Origin of the sequence: Actinokineospora baliensis (assembly GCF_016907695.1) — a bacterium.
In the GTDB taxonomy this organism is placed as follows: Bacteria; Actinomycetota; Actinomycetes; order Mycobacteriales; family Pseudonocardiaceae; genus Actinokineospora; species Actinokineospora baliensis.
This window is the reverse complement of the sequence record NZ_JAFBCK010000001.1, coordinates 2,010,272-2,027,919: the sequence shown is the minus strand read 5'-3', so window position 1 is coordinate 2,027,919 and position 17,648 is coordinate 2,010,272. Positions and strand designations below refer to the sequence as shown.

Annotated in this window: 12 protein-coding genes and 1 pseudogene; 10 read left to right on the top strand and 3 right to left on the bottom strand. The window is 70.4% G+C overall.

What is annotated here, in order from left to right; all coding sequences use genetic code 11:
- Positions 1-252 precede the first annotated feature (252 nt).
- From JOD54_RS09585 to JOD54_RS09560, 7 genes and pseudogenes are all read left to right on the top strand, one after another.
- Entirely contained in the window at positions 253-3,162 is a 2,910-nt protein-coding gene (locus tag JOD54_RS09585) for an ATP-binding protein (protein WP_239573324.1), read from the top strand.
- Between the two features lie 542 nt (positions 3,163-3,704).
- Positions 3,705-5,372, top strand: a complete 1,668-nt coding sequence (locus JOD54_RS09580) for a M14 family metallopeptidase (protein WP_307859918.1) — start codon at positions 3,705-3,707, stop codon at positions 5,370-5,372.
- Between the two features lie 183 nt (positions 5,373-5,555).
- A pseudogene (locus JOD54_RS09575) lies at positions 5,556-6,353 on the top strand (S1 family peptidase); the annotation flags it as partial.
- A gap of 60 nt (positions 6,354-6,413) precedes the next feature.
- Positions 6,414-6,734 carry a proprotein convertase P-domain-containing protein gene (locus JOD54_RS35965; RefSeq protein WP_372440397.1) on the top strand — a complete coding sequence of 107 codons (321 nt, stop codon included), beginning with the start codon at positions 6,414-6,416 and terminating at the stop codon, positions 6,732-6,734.
- A gap of 109 nt (positions 6,735-6,843) precedes the next feature.
- Positions 6,844-7,644: a S1 family peptidase gene (locus tag JOD54_RS09570; RefSeq protein WP_204450183.1), complete on the top strand. Its 801-nt coding sequence runs from the start codon at positions 6,844-6,846 to the stop codon at positions 7,642-7,644.
- A gap of 209 nt (positions 7,645-7,853) precedes the next feature.
- Positions 7,854-9,647, top strand: coding sequence for an AMP-dependent synthetase/ligase (locus JOD54_RS09565; RefSeq protein ID WP_204450182.1), 1,794 nt, complete (start codon positions 7,854-7,856; stop codon positions 9,645-9,647).
- A gap of 48 nt (positions 9,648-9,695) precedes the next feature.
- Complete coding sequence (locus JOD54_RS09560; protein WP_204450181.1) at positions 9,696-11,354, top strand: substrate-binding and VWA domain-containing protein; 1,659 nt, start codon at positions 9,696-9,698, stop codon at positions 11,352-11,354.
- On the opposite strand, the gene JOD54_RS09555 is transcribed toward JOD54_RS09560, so the two are convergent.
- Both JOD54_RS09555 and JOD54_RS09550 read right to left on the bottom strand, forming a co-directional pair.
- Entirely contained in the window at positions 11,355-11,864 is a 510-nt protein-coding gene (locus JOD54_RS09555) for a PadR family transcriptional regulator (RefSeq protein ID WP_204450180.1), read from the bottom strand.
- A 172-nt stretch (positions 11,865-12,036) separates the two neighbouring features.
- The gene (locus tag JOD54_RS09550; protein ID WP_204450179.1) at positions 12,037-13,668 is read right to left on the bottom strand and encodes a long-chain fatty acid--CoA ligase; all 1,632 of its coding nucleotides are present in this window, start codon (positions 13,666-13,668) and stop codon (positions 12,037-12,039) included.
- A gap of 371 nt (positions 13,669-14,039) precedes the next feature.
- Between JOD54_RS09550 and mihF the strand changes: the two genes are divergently transcribed.
- The 3 genes from mihF to JOD54_RS09535 all read left to right on the top strand — a co-directional run bounded on the left by mihF (position 14,040) and on the right by JOD54_RS09535 (position 16,765).
- A complete protein-coding gene (mihF, locus tag JOD54_RS09545; RefSeq protein WP_177215623.1) occupies positions 14,040-14,351 on the top strand; it encodes an integration host factor, actinobacterial type in 312 nt (103 codons plus the stop codon).
- 114 nt (positions 14,352-14,465) lie between these two features.
- Positions 14,466-15,590 (top strand): isochorismate synthase, encoded by a 1,125-nt coding sequence (locus tag JOD54_RS09540; RefSeq protein WP_204450178.1) that lies wholly within the window; start codon positions 14,466-14,468, stop codon positions 15,588-15,590.
- 59 nt (positions 15,591-15,649) lie between these two features.
- The gene (locus tag JOD54_RS09535; RefSeq protein WP_307859915.1) at positions 15,650-16,765 is read left to right on the top strand and encodes a PucR family transcriptional regulator; all 1,116 of its coding nucleotides are present in this window, start codon (positions 15,650-15,652) and stop codon (positions 16,763-16,765) included.
- Positions 16,766-16,775: 10 nt separating this feature from the next.
- On the opposite strand, the gene JOD54_RS09530 is transcribed toward JOD54_RS09535, so the two are convergent.
- On the bottom strand, positions 16,776-17,624 hold the full coding sequence (locus tag JOD54_RS09530) for an SDR family oxidoreductase (RefSeq protein ID WP_204450177.1): 849 nt from the start codon (positions 17,622-17,624) through the stop codon (positions 16,776-16,778).
- Positions 17,625-17,648: the final 24 nt, after the last annotated feature.

Genomic DNA, 17,648 nt, shown 5'->3' with positions numbered 1-17,648 from the left:
TCCGGGTGGTGGGCACCACCCGGGGGTGTGGCTGCCTGGCAGGGTTGGTAACTGACAGCCACTTGCGGATCACCATCGAGGGGCGCGGCGGGACGAACAATCCGGATATCGGTACGTAGGGATACCCGTCTTTCACCTAAGATCAACTTCTCAGTCCGTGACATCCTGGAGTTTCAGATCACCGCCAAGCCGCCTAGGCTCGCCAAAACCCCATCGGGTGCGCTAGCGGACACGTCGGTTGGGAGGGTGTGGATGAGCCGGACACCGAGGCCGAACCCGCGGCGCCCCGACGCCACCGGACTGATGCGGACCAGCTCGCCGGTGCTGGTCGGGCGCGGCGACCAGCTCGGCGCCCTCGTCGCGGCGGTGCCGAGGCAGCCAGCCGTCGTCATGATCGAGGGCGAGGCCGGTGTCGGGAAATCGCGGCTGCTGCGCGAGCTGCTCGACGCCGAACTCGGCCCGATGGCCGTCCTCATGGGCTACTGCCAGCCGGTTGGCGAGCCGTTCCCCTACGGCGCGGTGCTCGAAGCGCTGCGCGACACCACCAACCGGCTCGCCAAGGGCCACCCGAAGCTGAGCCCGGTGGCTGGCGTGCTCGGCCCGCTGCTGCCCGAGCTCGCCGAGTACCTGCCGCCGCCGCCCGCGCCGACCGGGGACCCGCGCACCGAGCGGCACCGGCTGTTCCGCGCCATGCGCGAGGTGATCAGCGTGCTCGGGCCGGTGCTGCTGGTCGTGGAGGACCTGCACTGGGCCGACGACGGATCCCGCCAGCTGCTGCGGTTCCTGATGGGCGACCCGCCCAACAACCTGTCCATTGTGGTCACCTACCGGCGCGAGGACGTGCCGGGCGGTGTCCCCTTGGGATCGGCGTACCGGCCGCCGAGCGGGATCACCAGCGTGCTGCTCGAACTCGGTCCGCTCGACGTCGACGAGGTGCGGGCGCTGACGTCGGCGATCCTGGACGAGGAGGCGGTCTCCGCGGAGTTCGCCGCCAAACTGCACGAGCGCACCGCGGGCATCCCGTTCGTCGTCGAGGAGACGCTGCGGGCGCTGCGCAACCCGGCTGGCGCGGTGCACGCCGACGGCGCGACGGCAAGGCGGCTGCTGGACAACGTGGACGTCCCGGTGCTGCTGCGCGACGCCATGGCGGAGCGGTTGGCCGCGCTGCCGACGACCGCGACCCGGCTGGCCCAAGCGGCGGCCGTGCTCGGTGTGCCCGCCCCGGCTGAGCTGCTCGGCGAGGTCGCCGCGATCGGCGAGTCCCGGCTGCGCGCGGCATTGACGCACGCGCTGAGCGGACACGTGCTGCACGAGGTCGACTCCGGTCGGTACGGGTTCCGGCACGCGCTGGCCCAACAAGCCGTCTACGACACGCTCAGCGGCCCGGACCGCCAGCAGCTGCACAACCGGGCCATCGAGGCGCTGGACCAAGTCGAGCCGCGACCGCTGGTGCAACTGGCCGAGCACAGCGAGCGGGCCGGGCGCACGGCGGCGTGGCTGCACTACGGCGAGGCGGCGGCCGACCGGGCCGCCGAGGTCGGCGACGCCGCGACGGCCACCGCGCTGCTGCAGCGGCTGCTGGTCGAACCGACCGTGCCCGCCGCGGACGTGGACCGGCTGGCGATCAAGCTGGGCCAGGTCGCGCACCTGGGCCTCGACCAGCACGACCCGACCGAGGCGCTGGAGCGGCTGCTGTCGGACCGGCGGCTGTCGATCTCCGCGCGCGGCGAGGTCCGGCTCTACCGCGGGCTGCTGCTGATCCGCCAGGCGGGCGGGGTCGAGGAGGCCCGCTCGGAGATCGAGATGGCGATCGGGGACCTGGTCGAGCGGCCGGACCTGGCCGCCAAGGGCGCCGCGGTGCTGGGGCAGCCGTTCATGGGGATGACCCCGATGAGCGAGTTCATGCCCTGGCTCGACCGCACCGACCGCTACCGCGAGGCCACCGACGACGTCGAGCTGAAGATCTCGCTGCAGGCCAACGAGATGGGCTCCAAGCTGCACACCGGCGACCCGTCGGTGCTGGCCAACCTCGACCGGCTGCCCGACAGCGCGGCCACCCCCGGTGAGCAGCGGCAACTGGCCCGCGCGCACTGCAACCTGGCCGACGCGTGCACCTCGACCGGGCACTTCAAGCTCTGCGGCGACCTGCTGCGCAGCGGTCTGCGGTTCGCCGCCGAGTGCGGCGCGCCGTTCATCGTGAGCACCGCGCGGGCGACCAAAGCGCGGCTGGACTGGCTGACCGGCGAGTGGGACGGGCTCGCCGAACGCGCGGGCAGGCTGCTCGACGAGTACCGCGACCTGTTCCCGGTGGCCAGCGAGCTGTGCCTGGTGCTGGGGTCGCTGGCGATGGCCCGCGGCGAGTGGGCCGAGGCGACCAGCTACCTGACCGAGACCGGGGCGTTCGTGCCGGAGGAGTCGATCGCGCCGGTGGCCATCGCGGGCTGCGCGGCGCTGGCCTGGACGATGCTGTCGCAGGACGAGGTCACCCGAGCCTGCGTCGACGTGGACCGGGGCATCGACATCATCCGGGCCAAGGGCGTCTGGGTGTGGGCGACCGAGCTCGGACCGGTGGCGGTGGCGACGTTCCTGGCCGCGGGCCGGGAGATGGACGCCGAGAACCTGATCGAGGACATCGCGGCGGGCATCGAGGGCCGCGACGCGCCGATGGCGGTGGCCGCGCTCGCGCAGTGCCGCGGGCGACTGGCCGAGGCCCGGGGTCAGCTGGACGTGGCGGTGCAGCACTACCGCGAGTCGGTGGACCGCTACGAGCGGCTGCCCGCGCCGTACTTCGCCGCGCTGGTGGCCGAGCGGGAGGCGATCTGCCTGCTGCCGAGCGAGAACGACAAGGCGACCGAGATCCTCTCCGCGCTGGTGGACGCGTTCGACTCGCTCGGCGCGACCCGCGACGCCGCCAGGTGCAGGCACCTGCTGCGCGGCATGGGCGGCGGCAAGCCCTCGCGCCGGGGTCGCCGCGGCTACGGCAACGAGCTGTCCCCGCGCGAGCACGAGGTGGCCCGGCTGCTGGCCGCGGGCCACACCAACCGGGAGATCGCCGACGTGCTGTTCCTGTCCCCGCGCACCGTCGAGCAGCACGCCGCCCGGGTCCTGCGCAAACTCGGCGTGTCGTCCCGAGCCGAGCTGCAAGCCGAGGATTTGGGCTAAAGCCCTTGGAACACGAGAAGGACCGTCCGGGGATGGACGGTCCTTCTCGTCGGAACCAGCGGCTGGCGAGCGGCCCCCTGCATCAAAGGACGTTCGCCGAACCACACCAGGCGGTGCCGAGCGCCGGGTGGGCGCCGTGGTCCCGGGGTGCGTGGCTCGAGTGGCCACGGAGCCGGAACAACCCCGGGCGGGGGAGAGACGAGGGCGTGGGCGCCGCTCCCCCGACTTCCCGAGGTTCGCCCGTCGGGCCGGTGGGCCCTTCGTGCTTGGACGCAAGCGTGCCCGGCCAACCCGCTCGGAACAATCGAGGCACCGGTAGGTAGGGATACGTATCTATTGACCTGGGCCGATGGTTATGGAATGGGAAATAAACGGTAACGGAGAACCACCTCCGCAGCCTTGTGGCGCGCGAAGCGGCCACGTCACCATCCATCTGCACCACTGTGCGTCCTGGTCGTGAGGGCACCTTCGGGTTCGTCCGGGGCGGACAACCCCATAACTCACCTCCAGTGCCCCCGGGCACTCCTTGCAGGAGGCAACGCGTGAAACGCAAACGCCTATCGGTCGCGGTCGGGGCGGTAGCCGCCCTGGCCGTGGTCCTGTCATCCTCCCCCGGCGCGACGGCCGGGCCCGAGGCGGCCGCGAGCCGCACCTCGGCCGAGTACGCGGTGATCGGGGTGAAGACCCACCAGGAGCGGACCTCCATCGCCAAGACCGGCGCCGCCGTCAACGGCGTCGAGGACAGCAGGCTCATGATCACCGCGACCCCGGACGAGGTCGCCAAGATCCGCAAGCTCGGCTACCGGGTGGACGCCCAGGACACCGCCGCGATCACCGCCGACCGGGGCGCGGCGGCACCGGCCGACTTCCCCAGCGCCGACGCGAACTACCACAACTACGCCGAGATGACCGCGGTCATCAACAAGGCGGTCACCGACCACCCCGGCATCATCACCAAGCAGGTCGTCGGCAAGACCTACGAGAACCGCGACATCTTCGCGATCAAGATCTCGGACAACGCCGCGACCGACGAGAACGAGCCCGAGGTGCTGTTCACCGCGCACCAGCACGCGCGCGAGCACCTGACCGTCGAGATGGCGGTGTACCTGATCAACCTGCTCACCGACGGCTACACCACCGACTCGCGGATCAAGGGCCTGGTGGACAGCCGGGAGATCTGGATCATCCCGGACGTCAACCCCGACGGCGGCGAGTTCGACATCTCCTCGGGCTCCTACCGCAGCTGGCGCAAGAACCGCCAGCCCAACTCCGGGTCGTCCAACGTCGGTACCGACCTCAACCGCAACTGGGACTACAAGTGGGGCTGCTGCAACGGCTCCTCGGGGTCCACCAGCAGCGAGACCTACCGCGGCCCGTCCGCGGCGTCGGCGCCCGAGGTCCGCGCGCTGCAGAACTTCGTCAGCAGCCGGATCGTCGGCGGCAAGCAGCAGATCTCCGTGGGCATCGACTTCCACACCTACTCCGAGCTGGTGCTCTGGCCCTACGGCTGGACCTACGACGACACCGCCCCCGGCCTGACCACCGAGGACCAGCGGGTGTTCTCCACCATCGGCCGGGCCATGGCGGCGAAGAACAACTACACCCCCGAGCAGTCGTCGGACCTCTACATCACCGACGGGTCGATCGACGACTACCTGTGGGGCGTGCACAAGATCTACGGCTACACCTTCGAGATGTACCCGACCGGCACCGCCGGTGGCGGCTTCTACCCGCCCGACGAGGTCATCGCCAGGGAGACCGCGCGCAACAAGGAGGCCGTCCTCCTGCTGCTCGACTACGCCGACTGCCCCAAGCGCTCGATCGGCGGCACCTGCGGCGACACCAACCCGCCCGACCCGGGCGGCAAGGTCTTCGAGAACACCAACGACGTGCAGATCCCGGACCTCGGTGCCGCTGTCACCAGCGACATCGCGGTCACCGGCGTGACCGGCAACGCCCCGGCGACCCTCAAGGTCGACGTCAACATCGTGCACACCTACCGCGGTGACCTGGTCATCGACCTGGTGGCACCGGACGGGTCGACCTACCGGTTGAAGAACTCGTCGACCAGCGACTCGGCGGACAACGTGATCGCCACGTACACGGTGAACGCCTCGACCGAGGTGGCCAACGGGACCTGGAAGCTCAAGGTCCAGGACACCTACCGGTCGGACACGGGCTACATCAACAGCTGGAAGCTGACCTTCTGAGCCACGTGACCCGGCAGAGCTGACCGACGCCCCGGGCCGCGGCACCCGCCACGGCCCGGGGCGCACCCGTCCCACCGCCGCCGAGAGCGGCGCACCCTGCCCGCTGTCCACTACGGACAGTTGATGACCCATCCACGCCCAGCGACGGCACCCGGTGTGCCGGTGGACCGAGAGGACGCTCAGGTGAGGAAACTCAGCAAGCTCCAGCAGGCATTGGCGTTGGCAGCGGCATCGATCGCCGCGGTGGCCGCGGTCGGTGTGGTCGCGGGTCAGGCGACGGCCGCACCGCCGCCGACCGACATGGGCCCGCAGGTCGTCGGCGGCACCCGCGCCGCCCAGGGCGAGTTCCCCTGGATGGTCCGGCTGTCGATGGGCTGCGGCGGGGCCATGTACGCCGACGACCTCGTGCTGACCGCCGCGCACTGCGTGGACAGCACCGGCAACAACACCGGGATCACCGCCACCTACGGCGCGGTGGACCTGCAGGACGCCAACCGGGTCACGCGCACGTCCAAGTACGTCTACCGAAACCCGGGCTACTCGACCTCGGCGGGCGGCGACTGGGCGCTGATCCAGCTGTCGAGCCCGATCACCGGCGCGGCCAAGCTGCCCATCGCCACCACGACCGCCTACGACTCCGGCACGTTCACCATCGCCGGGTGGGGTGCCGCGTCCGAGGGCGGAGCGCAGGAGCGCTACCTGCTCAAGGCAGAGGTGCCCTTCGTCTCCGACACCTCGTGCAAGTCCGCGTACCCCAGCATGAAGACCGCCGTCGAGATCTGCGCCGGGTTCACCCAGGGCGGCACCGACACCTGCCAGGGCGACTCCGGCGGCCCGATGTTCCGGCGGGACAACAACAACGCCTGGGTCCAGGTCGGCATCGTGTCCTACGGCCGCGGCTGCGCCCGACCGAACTACCCGGGCGTGTACGCCGAGGTGAGCGCGCTGTCCTCGGCCATCGCGGCTAAGGCGGCCGAACTGGGGCACCCGCCCACCTCCACCACGAACCCGCAGGGCACGGTCTTCGAGAACCCCAACGACGTGCAGATCCCGGACAACGCGGGCGCGGTGACCAGCGACATCGCGGTGACCGGCGTGAGCGGCAACGCCCCGGCGACCCTCAAGGTCGACGTCAACATCGTGCACACCTACCGCGGCGACCTCGTCATCGACCTGCTCGCCCCGGACGGCTCCGCGTACCGGGTGAAGAACTCCTCCACCAGCGACTCGGCCGACAACGTGATCGCCACGTACACGGTCAACGCCTCGACCGAGGTCGCCAACGGCACCTGGAAGCTCAAGGTCCAGGACACCTACGCCCAGGACACCGGCTACATCAACAGCTGGAAGCTCACCTTCTGAGCCCCCGTCGTCCGTCAACGGCGGAGCGCCAGCGCTCCACAGTGGACGGACTGCTCCACACCCCTGCAGCGGCACAACCCGGTGTCGTGTGGACACGAGAGGACACTTCGTGAAGAAGCTCAGCACACTGCGCAAGGTCTTGGCGGTCGCGATCGGGACGGTGGCGGCGGCGGCCATCGCCGTCCCGGCCTCGGCGGCGCAGCCGGGCCCCACCGGTGAGATGGGTCCCGCCGTGGTCGGCGGCACCCGCGCCACCCAGGGCGAGTTCCCCTGGATGGTCCGGCTGTCGATGGGCTGTGGCGGCGCGATGTACGCCGACAACCTGGTCCTGACCGCCGCGCACTGCGTCAGCTCCACCGGCAACAACACCAGCATCACCGCCACCTACGGCGCGGTCGACCTGCAGAGCTCGTCGCGGGTGACCCGCACCTCGAAGTACGTCTACCGCAACCCCGGCTACTCCGGGTCCGCTGGCGGTGACTGGGCGCTGATCCAGCTGTCGAGCCCGATCACCAACGCCGCGAAGCTCCCGATCGCGACGTCGACGGCCTACGACTCGGGCACCTTCACCATCATCGGCTGGGGCGCGGCGTCCGAGGGCGGCGCGCAGCAGCGGTACCTGCTCAAGGCCCAGGTCCCGTTCGTGTCCGACACGACCTGCAAGAGCTCCTACCCGAGCATGAAGACCGCGGTGGAGATCTGCGCGGGCTACACCCAGGGCGGCACCGACACCTGCCAGGGCGACTCGGGCGGCCCCATGGTCCGCCGGGACAACAACAACGCCTGGGTGCAGGTCGGCATCGTGTCCTACGGCCGCGGCTGCGCCCGACCGAACTACCCGGGCGTGTACGCCCAGGTGAGCGCGCTGTCGACCGCGATCGCCGCCAAGGCCCGCGAGCTGCGGGTCTGATGACCGACCAGTAAGGTCAACTTTTGGTTTCCGCCCCGGGTGCGCTGTTCACCCGGGGCGGACTCATTTGTCACAATTGCCAGATATCAGTTACGCCAAGCCCCTGGCCCCGCGGCCGAGGTTGGCGGCAAGATACGGGCCAAGTTACCGCTAGGTAGACGGTAGGGGTCACCCGCACCACGCTGCCTGACGTGTGCCGGAGGAGAGCCATGCGCGAGTTCGCCGTACCCCCAGTCGCCAAGCGTGAGGTTGCGGGTGGACTCGCCGACCTGGTGTACGACAACGCGGAGCTCGGCCCGGCCGACGTCGCGTTCCGGCGCAAGGCGGGCGCTGGCTGGGAGGACATCACCGCGACCCGCTTCGCCGAGGAGGTCACCGAGGTCGCCAGGGGCCTGGCGGGATCGGGCATCGGACCTGGCGACCGGGTGGCCATCCTGGCCGCGACCAGGTACGAGTGGACACTGCTCGACTTCGCCATCTGGGCCGCTGGCGCGGTGTCGGTGCCGATCTACGTGACCTCCTCCGCCGAGCAGATCCAGTGGATCCTGTCCGACTCGGGCGCGGTCGCCGTGGTGGTGGAGACCGACGAGCACGCCGCCCGGCTGGGCAGCGTCCGCGAGCTGCTGCCGGACCTGCGCCAGGTGTGGCGGGTCGACGACATCGCCTCGATCACCGCCGCGGGCGCCGACGTGGCCGAAGCGGAGATCCACTCGCGACGCGCGGCGGTCACCGCCGAGGACGTCGCCACCATCATCTACACCTCCGGGACCACCGGTCAGCCCAAGGGCTGCGTGCTGACCCACGAGAACTTCTTCGCCGAGTGCGGCTACGGCGCCGAGGTGCTCGCCGAGCTCTTCCACGGCCGCGGCATGGCCGAGGCGCCCTCGACGCTGCTGTTCCTGCCGGTGGCGCACGTGTTCGGCCGGATGGTCGAGGTGGGCTGCGTCTACGCGCGCTGCACCATGGGCCACACGGCCGACGTCAAGCAGGTCATGGTGGACCTGGCCTCGTTCCAGCCGACCTTCATCCTGTCGGTGCCGTACGTGTTCGAGAAGGTCTACAACGGAGCGCGGCAGAAGGCGCACGCGGGCGGCAAGGGCAAGATCTTCGACGCCGCGGCGGCGACCGCGATCGCCTTCAGCGAGGCGGACGGCAAGGCGGGTCTGGGCCTCAAGCTCAAGCACCTGGTGTTCGACAAGCTGGTCTACAGCAAGCTGCGCGCGGCCATGGGCGGCAAGACGAAGTTCGCCATCTCCGGTGGTGCCGCGCTCGGCGCCCGGCTGACGCACTTCTTCCGCGGAGTCGGCCTGATCGTGCTGGAGGGCTACGGCCTGACCGAGACCACCGCGGCCTCGGCGGTCAACACGCCCCAGCACCTGCGGCCGGGCACGGTCGGGCGGCCGCTGCCGGGGACGACGGTGCGCATCGACGAGGACGGGGAGGTCCTGCTCAAGGGCGAGCAGGTGTTCCGCCGCTACTGGAACAACGACGCGGGCACCGCCGAGGTGATCGACGGCGACGGCTGGTTCCACACCGGCGACCTCGGCGAGCTCGACGCCGACGGCTACCTGAAGATCACCGGGCGGAAGAAGGAGATCCTGGTGACCAGCGGCGGCAAGAACGTCGCGCCCGCGGTCATCGAGGACCGCATCTCCGCGCACCCGCTGGTCGGGCAGGCCATGGTGGTCGGCGACGGGCAGAAGTACATCGCCGCGCTGATCACCATCGACCCGGACTACTTCAGCTACTGGAAGTCCACCGCGGGCAAGCCCGCCGGGGCCACGGTCGCCGACCTGATCGACGACCCCGACCTGCTCGCCGAGGTGCAGAAGGCGGTCGACGAGGGCAACACGGCGGTGTCGACGGCGGAGTCGGTGCGCAAGTTCCGGGTGCTGGCCACCGAGTTCACCCCCGAGACCGGCCACCTCACCCCGTCGCTCAAGCTCAAGCGCCGGATCATCATGCGCGACTTCGGATCCGAGGTCGACAAGCTCTACTCGTAAGGGTGCGCGGCGTCTAGCATGGCGCCACCTTCCCGCGAGAGGTGGGCCATGGGACGACACTCGTCGCCCAGGCGGCCGAAATGGGGCTTCCGCTCGACGGCGCTGCTCCTGGTCGTCCTGCTGGCACTCGTGGTGGGCGGCTGGTTCGCCCTGGACACGATCAGCGACCGACCGACCACCGCGAGCTGCGAACCCGCCACCCTCACCGTCGTCGCCGCCCCCGACCTGGCCCCGATCGTGCAGGCGGCGGGTGCCCGGATCACCGACGGGTGCACCCGGGTCCAGGTCAACCCGCTGGAATCCGGCGCGGCCGCCGAATCCCTGATCGTCTCCGACGGCACGCAGGCCCCGGACGTGTGGATCCCGGAGTCCACCCTCTGGCTGCGCCGCGCCCACCAGAAGGGCGCCTGGAGCGTGGAGCTGACCGGAACCCCGGTGGCGTCAACACCCGTAGTCCTCGCGATGACCGAGGAGATCGCCGCGGGCTTGGGCTGGCCGGGCACCAAACCCACGTGGGCGCAGGCCCTGGAGGCCACCTCCATCGGGATCTCCGACCCCGCACGGGATCCGTCCGGTCTGTCGACGCTGCTCGGCATCAACACGGCGACCGCGGCCACCCCGGATCCGCCCGCCGCGGCGACCGCGTCCTTGCGCAAGCTGGCCCTCAACACCTTGCCGCAGACCGCGGACCTCTACGCCCGCTTACCCGGCACCAACAGCCCGTCCGCTCCCCTGAGTGTCTTCCCGACTCCGGAGAGCTCTCTCTTGCGCCACAACGCGACCAACACGGCCTTCCCCCTGATCGCCTCGTACGCCGCCGTTCCGTCGTTGGACTTCCCGTACACGGTTCTGCCCACCGCATCACAGGCTTCTCTGTCGGTGTCGCAGCGACTCCTCGCTGAGCTAGGCACTCCGTCGTCGTTGACGGCACTTGGCGACGCCGGCTTCCGCGGGCCGGATGGCGCTGTGCTGCGCGACAGGTCCGCCGACGGGCGCACCTCGATCGACCAGGTCGCCCCGGTGCCGCTGCCGTCAACCGACGAGGTCGACCAGCTGCTGAACCAGTGGGCGGGCGTGAACCTGAGCTCGCGGATGCAGGTGCTGCTGGACGTGTCGGGGTCGATGGCCGAGCCGGTGCCGGGGACCGGGGCGGACCGGATGGCGGTGACGGTCAAGGCGGCGGAGCTGGGGATCGGGTTGTTCCGGCCCACCACGAAGTTCGGGATGTGGCTGTTCTCCACGAACCTGGACGGGAGCAAGGACTACCGGGAGCTGCTGCCGGTGCTGCCGGTGGCCGAGCAGCTCAACACCGGCGCGCTGGAGAAGCTGCGGTCGGTCAAGGCGATCAAGGGCGGGGCCACCGGGCTCTACGACAGCGTGCTGGCCGCCTACCAGTCGGCGCGGGAGAACTGGGAGCCCGGGCGGATCAACCTGGTGGTGGTGCTGACCGACGGGAAGAACGAGGACCCGGACGGCATCAGCCGCTCGCAACTGCTGGAGGAGCTGGCCAAGCTGCAGGACCCCAGGCGGCCGCTGCAGCTGATCGGCATCGGGATCGGCCCCGACGCCGACCTCAAGGAACTCGAGGCGATCACCGGACCGACCGGGGGCCAGGCGTTCGTCACACCGGACCCCACCAAGATCGGGGCGATCTTCTACAAGGCGCTCAGCGGGGTGCTGTGCCAGCCCCCCGGCTGCAACAAGTAGCTACTGCCGCGGCGGCTTGCGCGCCTCGGCGTCGAGTTCCTCGGTGAACTCGGTCCAGAACCGCTCCACGCAGCGCTCGATGCGGATGCCGAGCTCCAGCGACTTCACCTGCCACCGGTCGGCGAAGCCCGCGATCTGGTTGTACATCGCCATGTACCCGTCGGCGCGGGCCTTGTGCGAGTCGCGCCGGGTGCGGGCCAACGTGGCCAGGTCCGCCGGTTCGGCGAAGGTGGAGAAGAACAGCTTGAGCAGGCCGAGGTCGCGGACCTCGGTCTCGTCCGGGGTCGGCGACGCCAGCCACTCGCGCAGCGCGGTCCGGCCGTCCTCGGTGATCGAGTAGGTGCGGCGGCGCCTGCCGCCCTCCTCCTCGGTCGCGCTGAGCAGGCCCGCCTCCACCAGGCGAACCGGCTCGTCGTAGAGCTGGGAGTGGGCGAAGGCCCAGAAGTTGCCGATGGTGAGCGCGACCCGCTGCTTGAGGTCGTAGCTGGTGGCCGGGCCTTGGGCGAGCATGCCCAGCACCACGAACGAGGTGGCGTTGAGCTTGCGGTCGCGGGACTCGCGGGGCAGGGCGGCACCTCCAAGAGCGACGGAACTGCCGAATACCCTACCTAGCAGGGTGAACCGATGTCCCCATTCGGCGGTACCCGGGACGCCGGGTGGGCGTCCCGGGGCGCCGACCGGCTCAGCCGAGGTGCTTGACGTCGAGGGTGCCTTGTGCGTGGGCGGCCCGGATCACCTTCTTGTCGAACTTGCCGACGCTGGTCTTGGGGACCTCCTCGACGAAGGTCCAGTACTCGGGCAGCTGCCACTTGGCGACCTTGGTGTCGAGGAAGTCGCGCAGCTCCTCGGCGCCCGCGGTGGCACCGGGGCGGAGCACGACGGCGACCAGCGGCCGCTCGTCCCACCTCGGGTCCGGGATGCCGACAACGGCGGCCTCGGCGACGGCGGGGTGCGCCATGACGTGGTTCTCCAGCTCCACGGAGGAGATCCACTCGCCGCCGGACTTGATGATGTCCTTGGAGCGGTCGGTGAGGGTGAGGAAGCCGTCGGGGGTCAGGGTTCCGACATCACCGGTTCGTAGCCAACCGTTGACGAACTTCGCCGCGTCCTCCGGCTCCGGCTTGTAGTAGGCGCCCGCGATCCACGGTCCGCGCACCTCCAGCTCACCAACGCTCTCGCCGTCCCACGGGACTTCTTGGCCGTCGTCGCCGATGAGGCGCGCGGTGACGCCCGCGGGGAGGCGGCCCTGGGTGTAGCGGTAGCGCCAGGTCTCCTCTTCGGAGATGCCGACCGGGGGGCGGCTGAGCGTGCCCAGCGGTGAGGTCTCGGTCATGCCCCAGGCGTGCACGATGTAGAGCCCGTACTTCTCCGAGAACGCGTGCATCATCGCGGGCGGGCAGGCGGCACCACCGACGACGACCTCGCGCAGCGACGACAGGTCCGCCGGGTTCTGGTCCAGGTGGGCGAGAACGCCTTGCCAGATGGTGGGAACGGCGGCCGACTGGGTCGGCTTGAGCTCGGCGATCATCTGCGCCAGCGGCTCCGGCTGCAGGAACCGGTCCGGCATGATCAGCGAGGCGCCGGTCATGAACGCGGCGTACGGGATGCCCCACGACATCGCGTGGAACTGGGGCACGATCACGAGGGTGCGGTCCGACGACGAGATCTGCATCCCGTCGGGCATGCACACCTGCATCGAGTGCAGCCAGATCGACCGGTGCGAGTAGACGACGCCCTTGGGGTTGCCGGTCGTGCCGGAGGTGTAGCACATGGCGGCCGCCGCGCGTTCGTCTACGTCCGGCCACTCAAAGTCACCGGCGGCGTTGGCGAGCAGGTCCGCGTAGGAGTGGACGGTGATGTGCTCGGGCGCCGCGAGGGACTCCGCGGGACCGTTGGCGACGATGACGTGCTCGACGGTGGGGCACGCGGGCAGGATCCTGGCCAGCAGCGGCGCGATCGAGGCGTCCACGATGATCACGTGGTCCTCGGCGTGGTTGACGATGAAGGTCAACTGCTCCGGGAACAGGCGCACGTTGAGGGTGTGCAGCACCGCGCCCATCGCGGGGACGGCGAGGTAGGCCGTCAGGTGCTCCTGGTTGTTCCACATGAACGTGGCGACGCGCTGGTCGCCGGTCACCCCGAGGCCGCGCAGCGCGTTGGCCAGCTTCGCCGCCTCGACGCCCACCTCGGCGAAGGTCGCGCTGCGCCCCCCGGTGCCGGTCCAGGTGGTGACCTCGGCGGTGGCGTGGACCTTGGCGCCGTGGCGCAGCAAGGTGGCGATGGACAGGTTGCCGTCCTGCATCGTGCTGAACATGGGTGACAACTCCCTGGGCGGATCGGGGCCCCGACGTGCGCGGTCGAACTTACTGGCCGGTAGTGGCAAACGATAGTGCGTGCGCGCTCGCCGCGACACGGGTCGGACCGTCCAATTTGGCTAGTTGATCATGCTGTCACGCTGCGTCGCCGCACGGTCGGGCGCGCGCTCCACAAGACCTTTGCGCGTGTCGGGGGTATGTTGCCCTCCGAGGTGTCGTTTACTGGTGAAAGGCATCCGGCCCCCGGGTCGCACGGTGAGCCAGGGGCGGGCTTCACCGTCCGCTCCGGTGACCGTCGGTAGCCGCGATGACCTGATCCACAGCTGGCCCGCCGCTGCCGCGGCGGGTGAAGAAGGAAAGGAACAGCACGTTGGCTCTGCCCACGTTGACTCCCGAGCAGCGCGCCGATGCGCTCGCCAAGGCAGCCGAGGCTCGCAAGGCCCGGTCCGAGCTGCTGGCGCAGATCAAGTCCGGTGAGCGGACCATCGCGTCGGTGCTCGGCAAGGCCAAGGACGACAAGACCATCGGCAAGACCAAGGTCGCCGCACTGCTCAAGGCCGTTCCCGGCCTTGGCGCGGTGAAGGTGGCCGCCCTGCTCGAGCAGGCCGGGATCGACCCGGACCGCCGGGCGGCGGGCCTTGGCGACCGCCAGCGCTCCGCGCTCATCGACGCGCTCAACTAAGTCGCTCTACGCCGCAGGTGGGTGCCGGACACGGCGCCCACCTGCGGTTTTTCGTGGCCAACGGCACAGCGCCACCGGGCGGTGCGAGGCAGCACCGCTGGGCATGATGGAGCGATGGACGGTGATCGGGCCGCTGCGCTCGTCGAGGGCTATGCGCCCGGCTCGTTCCTGCTCGCCGCGCCCGAGGCCACCACGGCGGCCTCCGGGACGCGCGCGGTGGTCGCGGAGACCGACCCGGACGAGCTGGCCACCCAGGTCACCAAGCTGCTGGTCGACACCGGCGCCCCCGTGGCCACCGGCGCCCTCCCCTTCGCCCCCGAAACCCCCGCTCACCTGGTGATCCCCCGGTCCGTGCAGCGGGCGGGCAGCATCCACCCGTACCAGCCCCGGGCGACGCCGTGGGCGCCATCGCGACCCACCGCGACCCACGTGCCCGACGGGCCTGGGTACCGGCGGGCAGTCGCGGCCGCGGTGAGCGCGTTGCGGGCCGACGACGACCTGCGCAAGGTCGTGCTCGCCCGGTCGACGCGGTTGGTGTTCGACGAGCCGGTGCGGGTCGGCGCGCTGCTGCCGGGACTCGCCGCGGCGAATCCGCTCGGTTACACCTTCGCCACTGCACTGCCCGACGGGTCGACCCTGCTCGGGGCCAGTCCGGAGCTGCTGCTGGAGCGCCGCGGGGCCGAGGTGGTGTCGAATCCGCTCGCCGGATCCCTCCCCCGCGGGGGTGATCCCTCACACGATCGGGCTAATGCCGAGGCGCTGCTCGCCTCGACGAAGAACCAGGCCGAGCACGCGGTGGTCGTCGAGTCCGTGGTCGAGGTGCTGCGGCCGTTCTGCCGGGACCTGGCGGTGACCGGGCCGTCGTTGGTCGCCACGCCGACGATGTGGCACCTGTCCACCCGGGTCACCGGGCAACTGCGCGACCAGGACGTGTCGTCGCTGCGGTTGGCCGCCGCGCTGCACCCCACCCCGGCGGTCTGCGGGACGCCGACGGCGGCCGCGCGCTCGGCGATCGCGGAACTGGAGCCGTTCGACCGGGGCTTCTACAGCGGTGCGGTCGGCTGGTGCTCCGCCGACGGCGACGGCCAGTGGGTGCTGGCCATCCGCTGCGCGCAGGTGCGCGAGCGGGAGATGCGGCTGTTCGCGGGCGCGGGGATCATGCCGGATTCCGACCCGGCCGCCGAGTTCGCCGAGACCGAGGCCAAGTTGCGCACCTTGTTGCAGGCGCTCGGGCTGTGAACGGGCCGCGGACCCAACGGCCGGTGGGAAACGGGTTCATTTCCGGTTAGAGTCGAGCGGTGGCCGCTCCGACGATCATGTCGCCGCTGCCTCCCGAGCTGCGGGACCTGGCCAGAGCCCAGCTCGCGAGGGTGGTCGAGCTCGCGGATGAGCTGGCCGACGAGCTGACCGCGAAGGAAGAGTCGTACCGCAGGGTCAACGAGGTCGCGCCCGCGGAGCTGCGCAAGGTGTGCGAGGTGAACCTGCGGCACGCTTTCCTGGCGTTCATCGAGGGCAGCGAGGTTTCCCTCGAGGCGGCGCGCAAGACGGGTCGCGCGCAGGCCAGGCAGGGAATCCCGCTCCCCGCGGTGTTGAGGGCGTTCCGGATCGCGGGCACGTTCACCTACGAAGCGTTGATGGAACGAGCCATCCCGCCCGGACTTCTTACCCCAGAACAGCTTCTTCCGATAAGCGCGACCGTGTGGCGCATCATCGACTCTTACTCCGACGCGATAGCCACGGCGTACAGCGACTTCGCTGCGGACTCCGCTCGGCACGACAAGGATGCCGTGGCAGAGGCGTTGTTGGTCGGGCAGCTGTCTCAGGACAGCGAGTACGAAGAGGCTGCGCGTGCGTTGGGTCTGCCGGAAAACGGTCAGTTCGTGGTGGCAGTAGGCGCAACTGTTGTCCCGCCACAGTTGCGCTCGGTGGCGCACCCGTTGGCGACGATCGTGTTGGTGCCAAGGGGTGATCTCAGCGTCGTGCGGCAGCTGTCCGGCACGGTCGGGGTGAGCCCGGTGGTTTCGTTACGGCACTTGCCATGGGCGTTGCAGCGCGCCCGGATCGCCCTGCGCTGCTTGGGCCCGGGGGAATGTGGTGTGGTCGTGTTCGGCGACCGCGCGGTGACGAGCCTCGTCGCGGGGTCACCGAAGATCGCGGCCGAGTTGTCCCGCATCGTGCTGGGCGGCCTCTTGGCGCTACCGACCAGCGAGCGGGACGTGTTGATCCGGACTCTGGTGGCGTGGTTCGAGGTCGCTGGTTCGGCCAAGGAAGCAGCGGAGCGGTTGTTCGTCCACCCGAACACAGTGCGGTACCGGATCCGCCGAGTGCAGGAGCTGACTGGGCGGGATCCGGCACGACCACGTGAAGGTGCGGAACTGCTCTTGGCCGTAGAGGCCGTTCGGCTCTCCTCTTAGTGGATCCTGCCTATAGGGCAGCGCGAACAGCTTCCTCGATGGTCTTGGGCTCGCGGCCGATCAGCTTGCCGAGGTCCGGGCGGACCTCGCTGAGCGCGCCACGGCCGATGTTGACCTGGATGTCGGTGAACAGCTCGGCCAGGAACGGCGGCAGACCCGCCTTGAGCAGGTTGGCCAGGTAGTCCTCACCCGAGACGCTCACGTGCGCCAGCGGCTTGCCCGTGACGTCCGAGGCGATCGCGGCGAGCTCGTCGAAGCTCCAGGCCCGCGGCCCGGTCAACTCGTAGACCGCGCCCTCGTGGCCCTCGCCGGTGACCACAATCGCGGCGGCGAGCGCCAGGTCGTCACGGCTGACCGACGCGACCCGGCCGGTGCCGGTGGCCGTGACGTGCGTGCCGCTCTCGAGCGACTGCGGCAGACCACCGAGGTAGTTCTCGTGGTACATGGCGTTGCGCAGGAAGGTGTACGGCACGCCGCTGGCCTTGATGTGCTCCTCGGTCGCGGCGTGCACCTTGGCCAGGCCCAGCGGCGAGCCCGTCGCGTCGCTGACGCTGGTGTAGACGATCCGGCTGACCCCGGCGCGGACCGCGGCGTCCACGGCCGCGTTCTGCTGGCCGACCCGGATCTCGTCCGGGCCGTTGGTGGAGACCAGCAGCAGGGTGTCGACGCCCGCGAAGCGCAGCGTGTCGGGCTCGGAGAAGTCGCCTTGGCGGACGTCGACGCCGCGGTCGGCGAGGTCGGCGGCCTTGCTCACGTCGCGGACGGAGACGGCGACGTCGGCGGCGGGAACGCGGTCGAGCAGGTGGCGCACGGCGAGGCCGCCGAGCTGTCCGGTTGCCCCGGTCACCAGGTAGGTCATGGTGGTTTCTCCCTCAAGCGATGG

Coding starts and splice junctions, on each gene's coding strand:
- JOD54_RS09585 (WP_239573324.1), top strand. CDS start 253: ATGAGCCGGACACCGAGGCCGAACCCGCGGCGCCCCGACGCCACCGGA.
- JOD54_RS09565 (WP_204450182.1), top strand. CDS start 7,854: ATGCGCGAGTTCGCCGTACCCCCAGTCGCCAAGCGTGAGGTTGCGGGT.
- JOD54_RS09560 (WP_204450181.1), top strand. CDS start 9,696: ATGGGACGACACTCGTCGCCCAGGCGGCCGAAATGGGGCTTCCGCTCG.
- JOD54_RS09555 (WP_204450180.1), bottom strand. CDS start 11,864: ATGCTCGCCCAAGGCCCGGCCACCAGCTACGACCTCAAGCAGCGGGTC.
- JOD54_RS09550 (WP_204450179.1), bottom strand. CDS start 13,668: ATGTTCAGCACGATGCAGGACGGCAACCTGTCCATCGCCACCTTGCTG.
- JOD54_RS09540 (WP_204450178.1), top strand. CDS start 14,466: ATGGACGGTGATCGGGCCGCTGCGCTCGTCGAGGGCTATGCGCCCGGC.
- JOD54_RS09530 (WP_204450177.1), bottom strand. CDS start 17,624: ATGACCTACCTGGTGACCGGGGCAACCGGACAGCTCGGCGGCCTCGCC.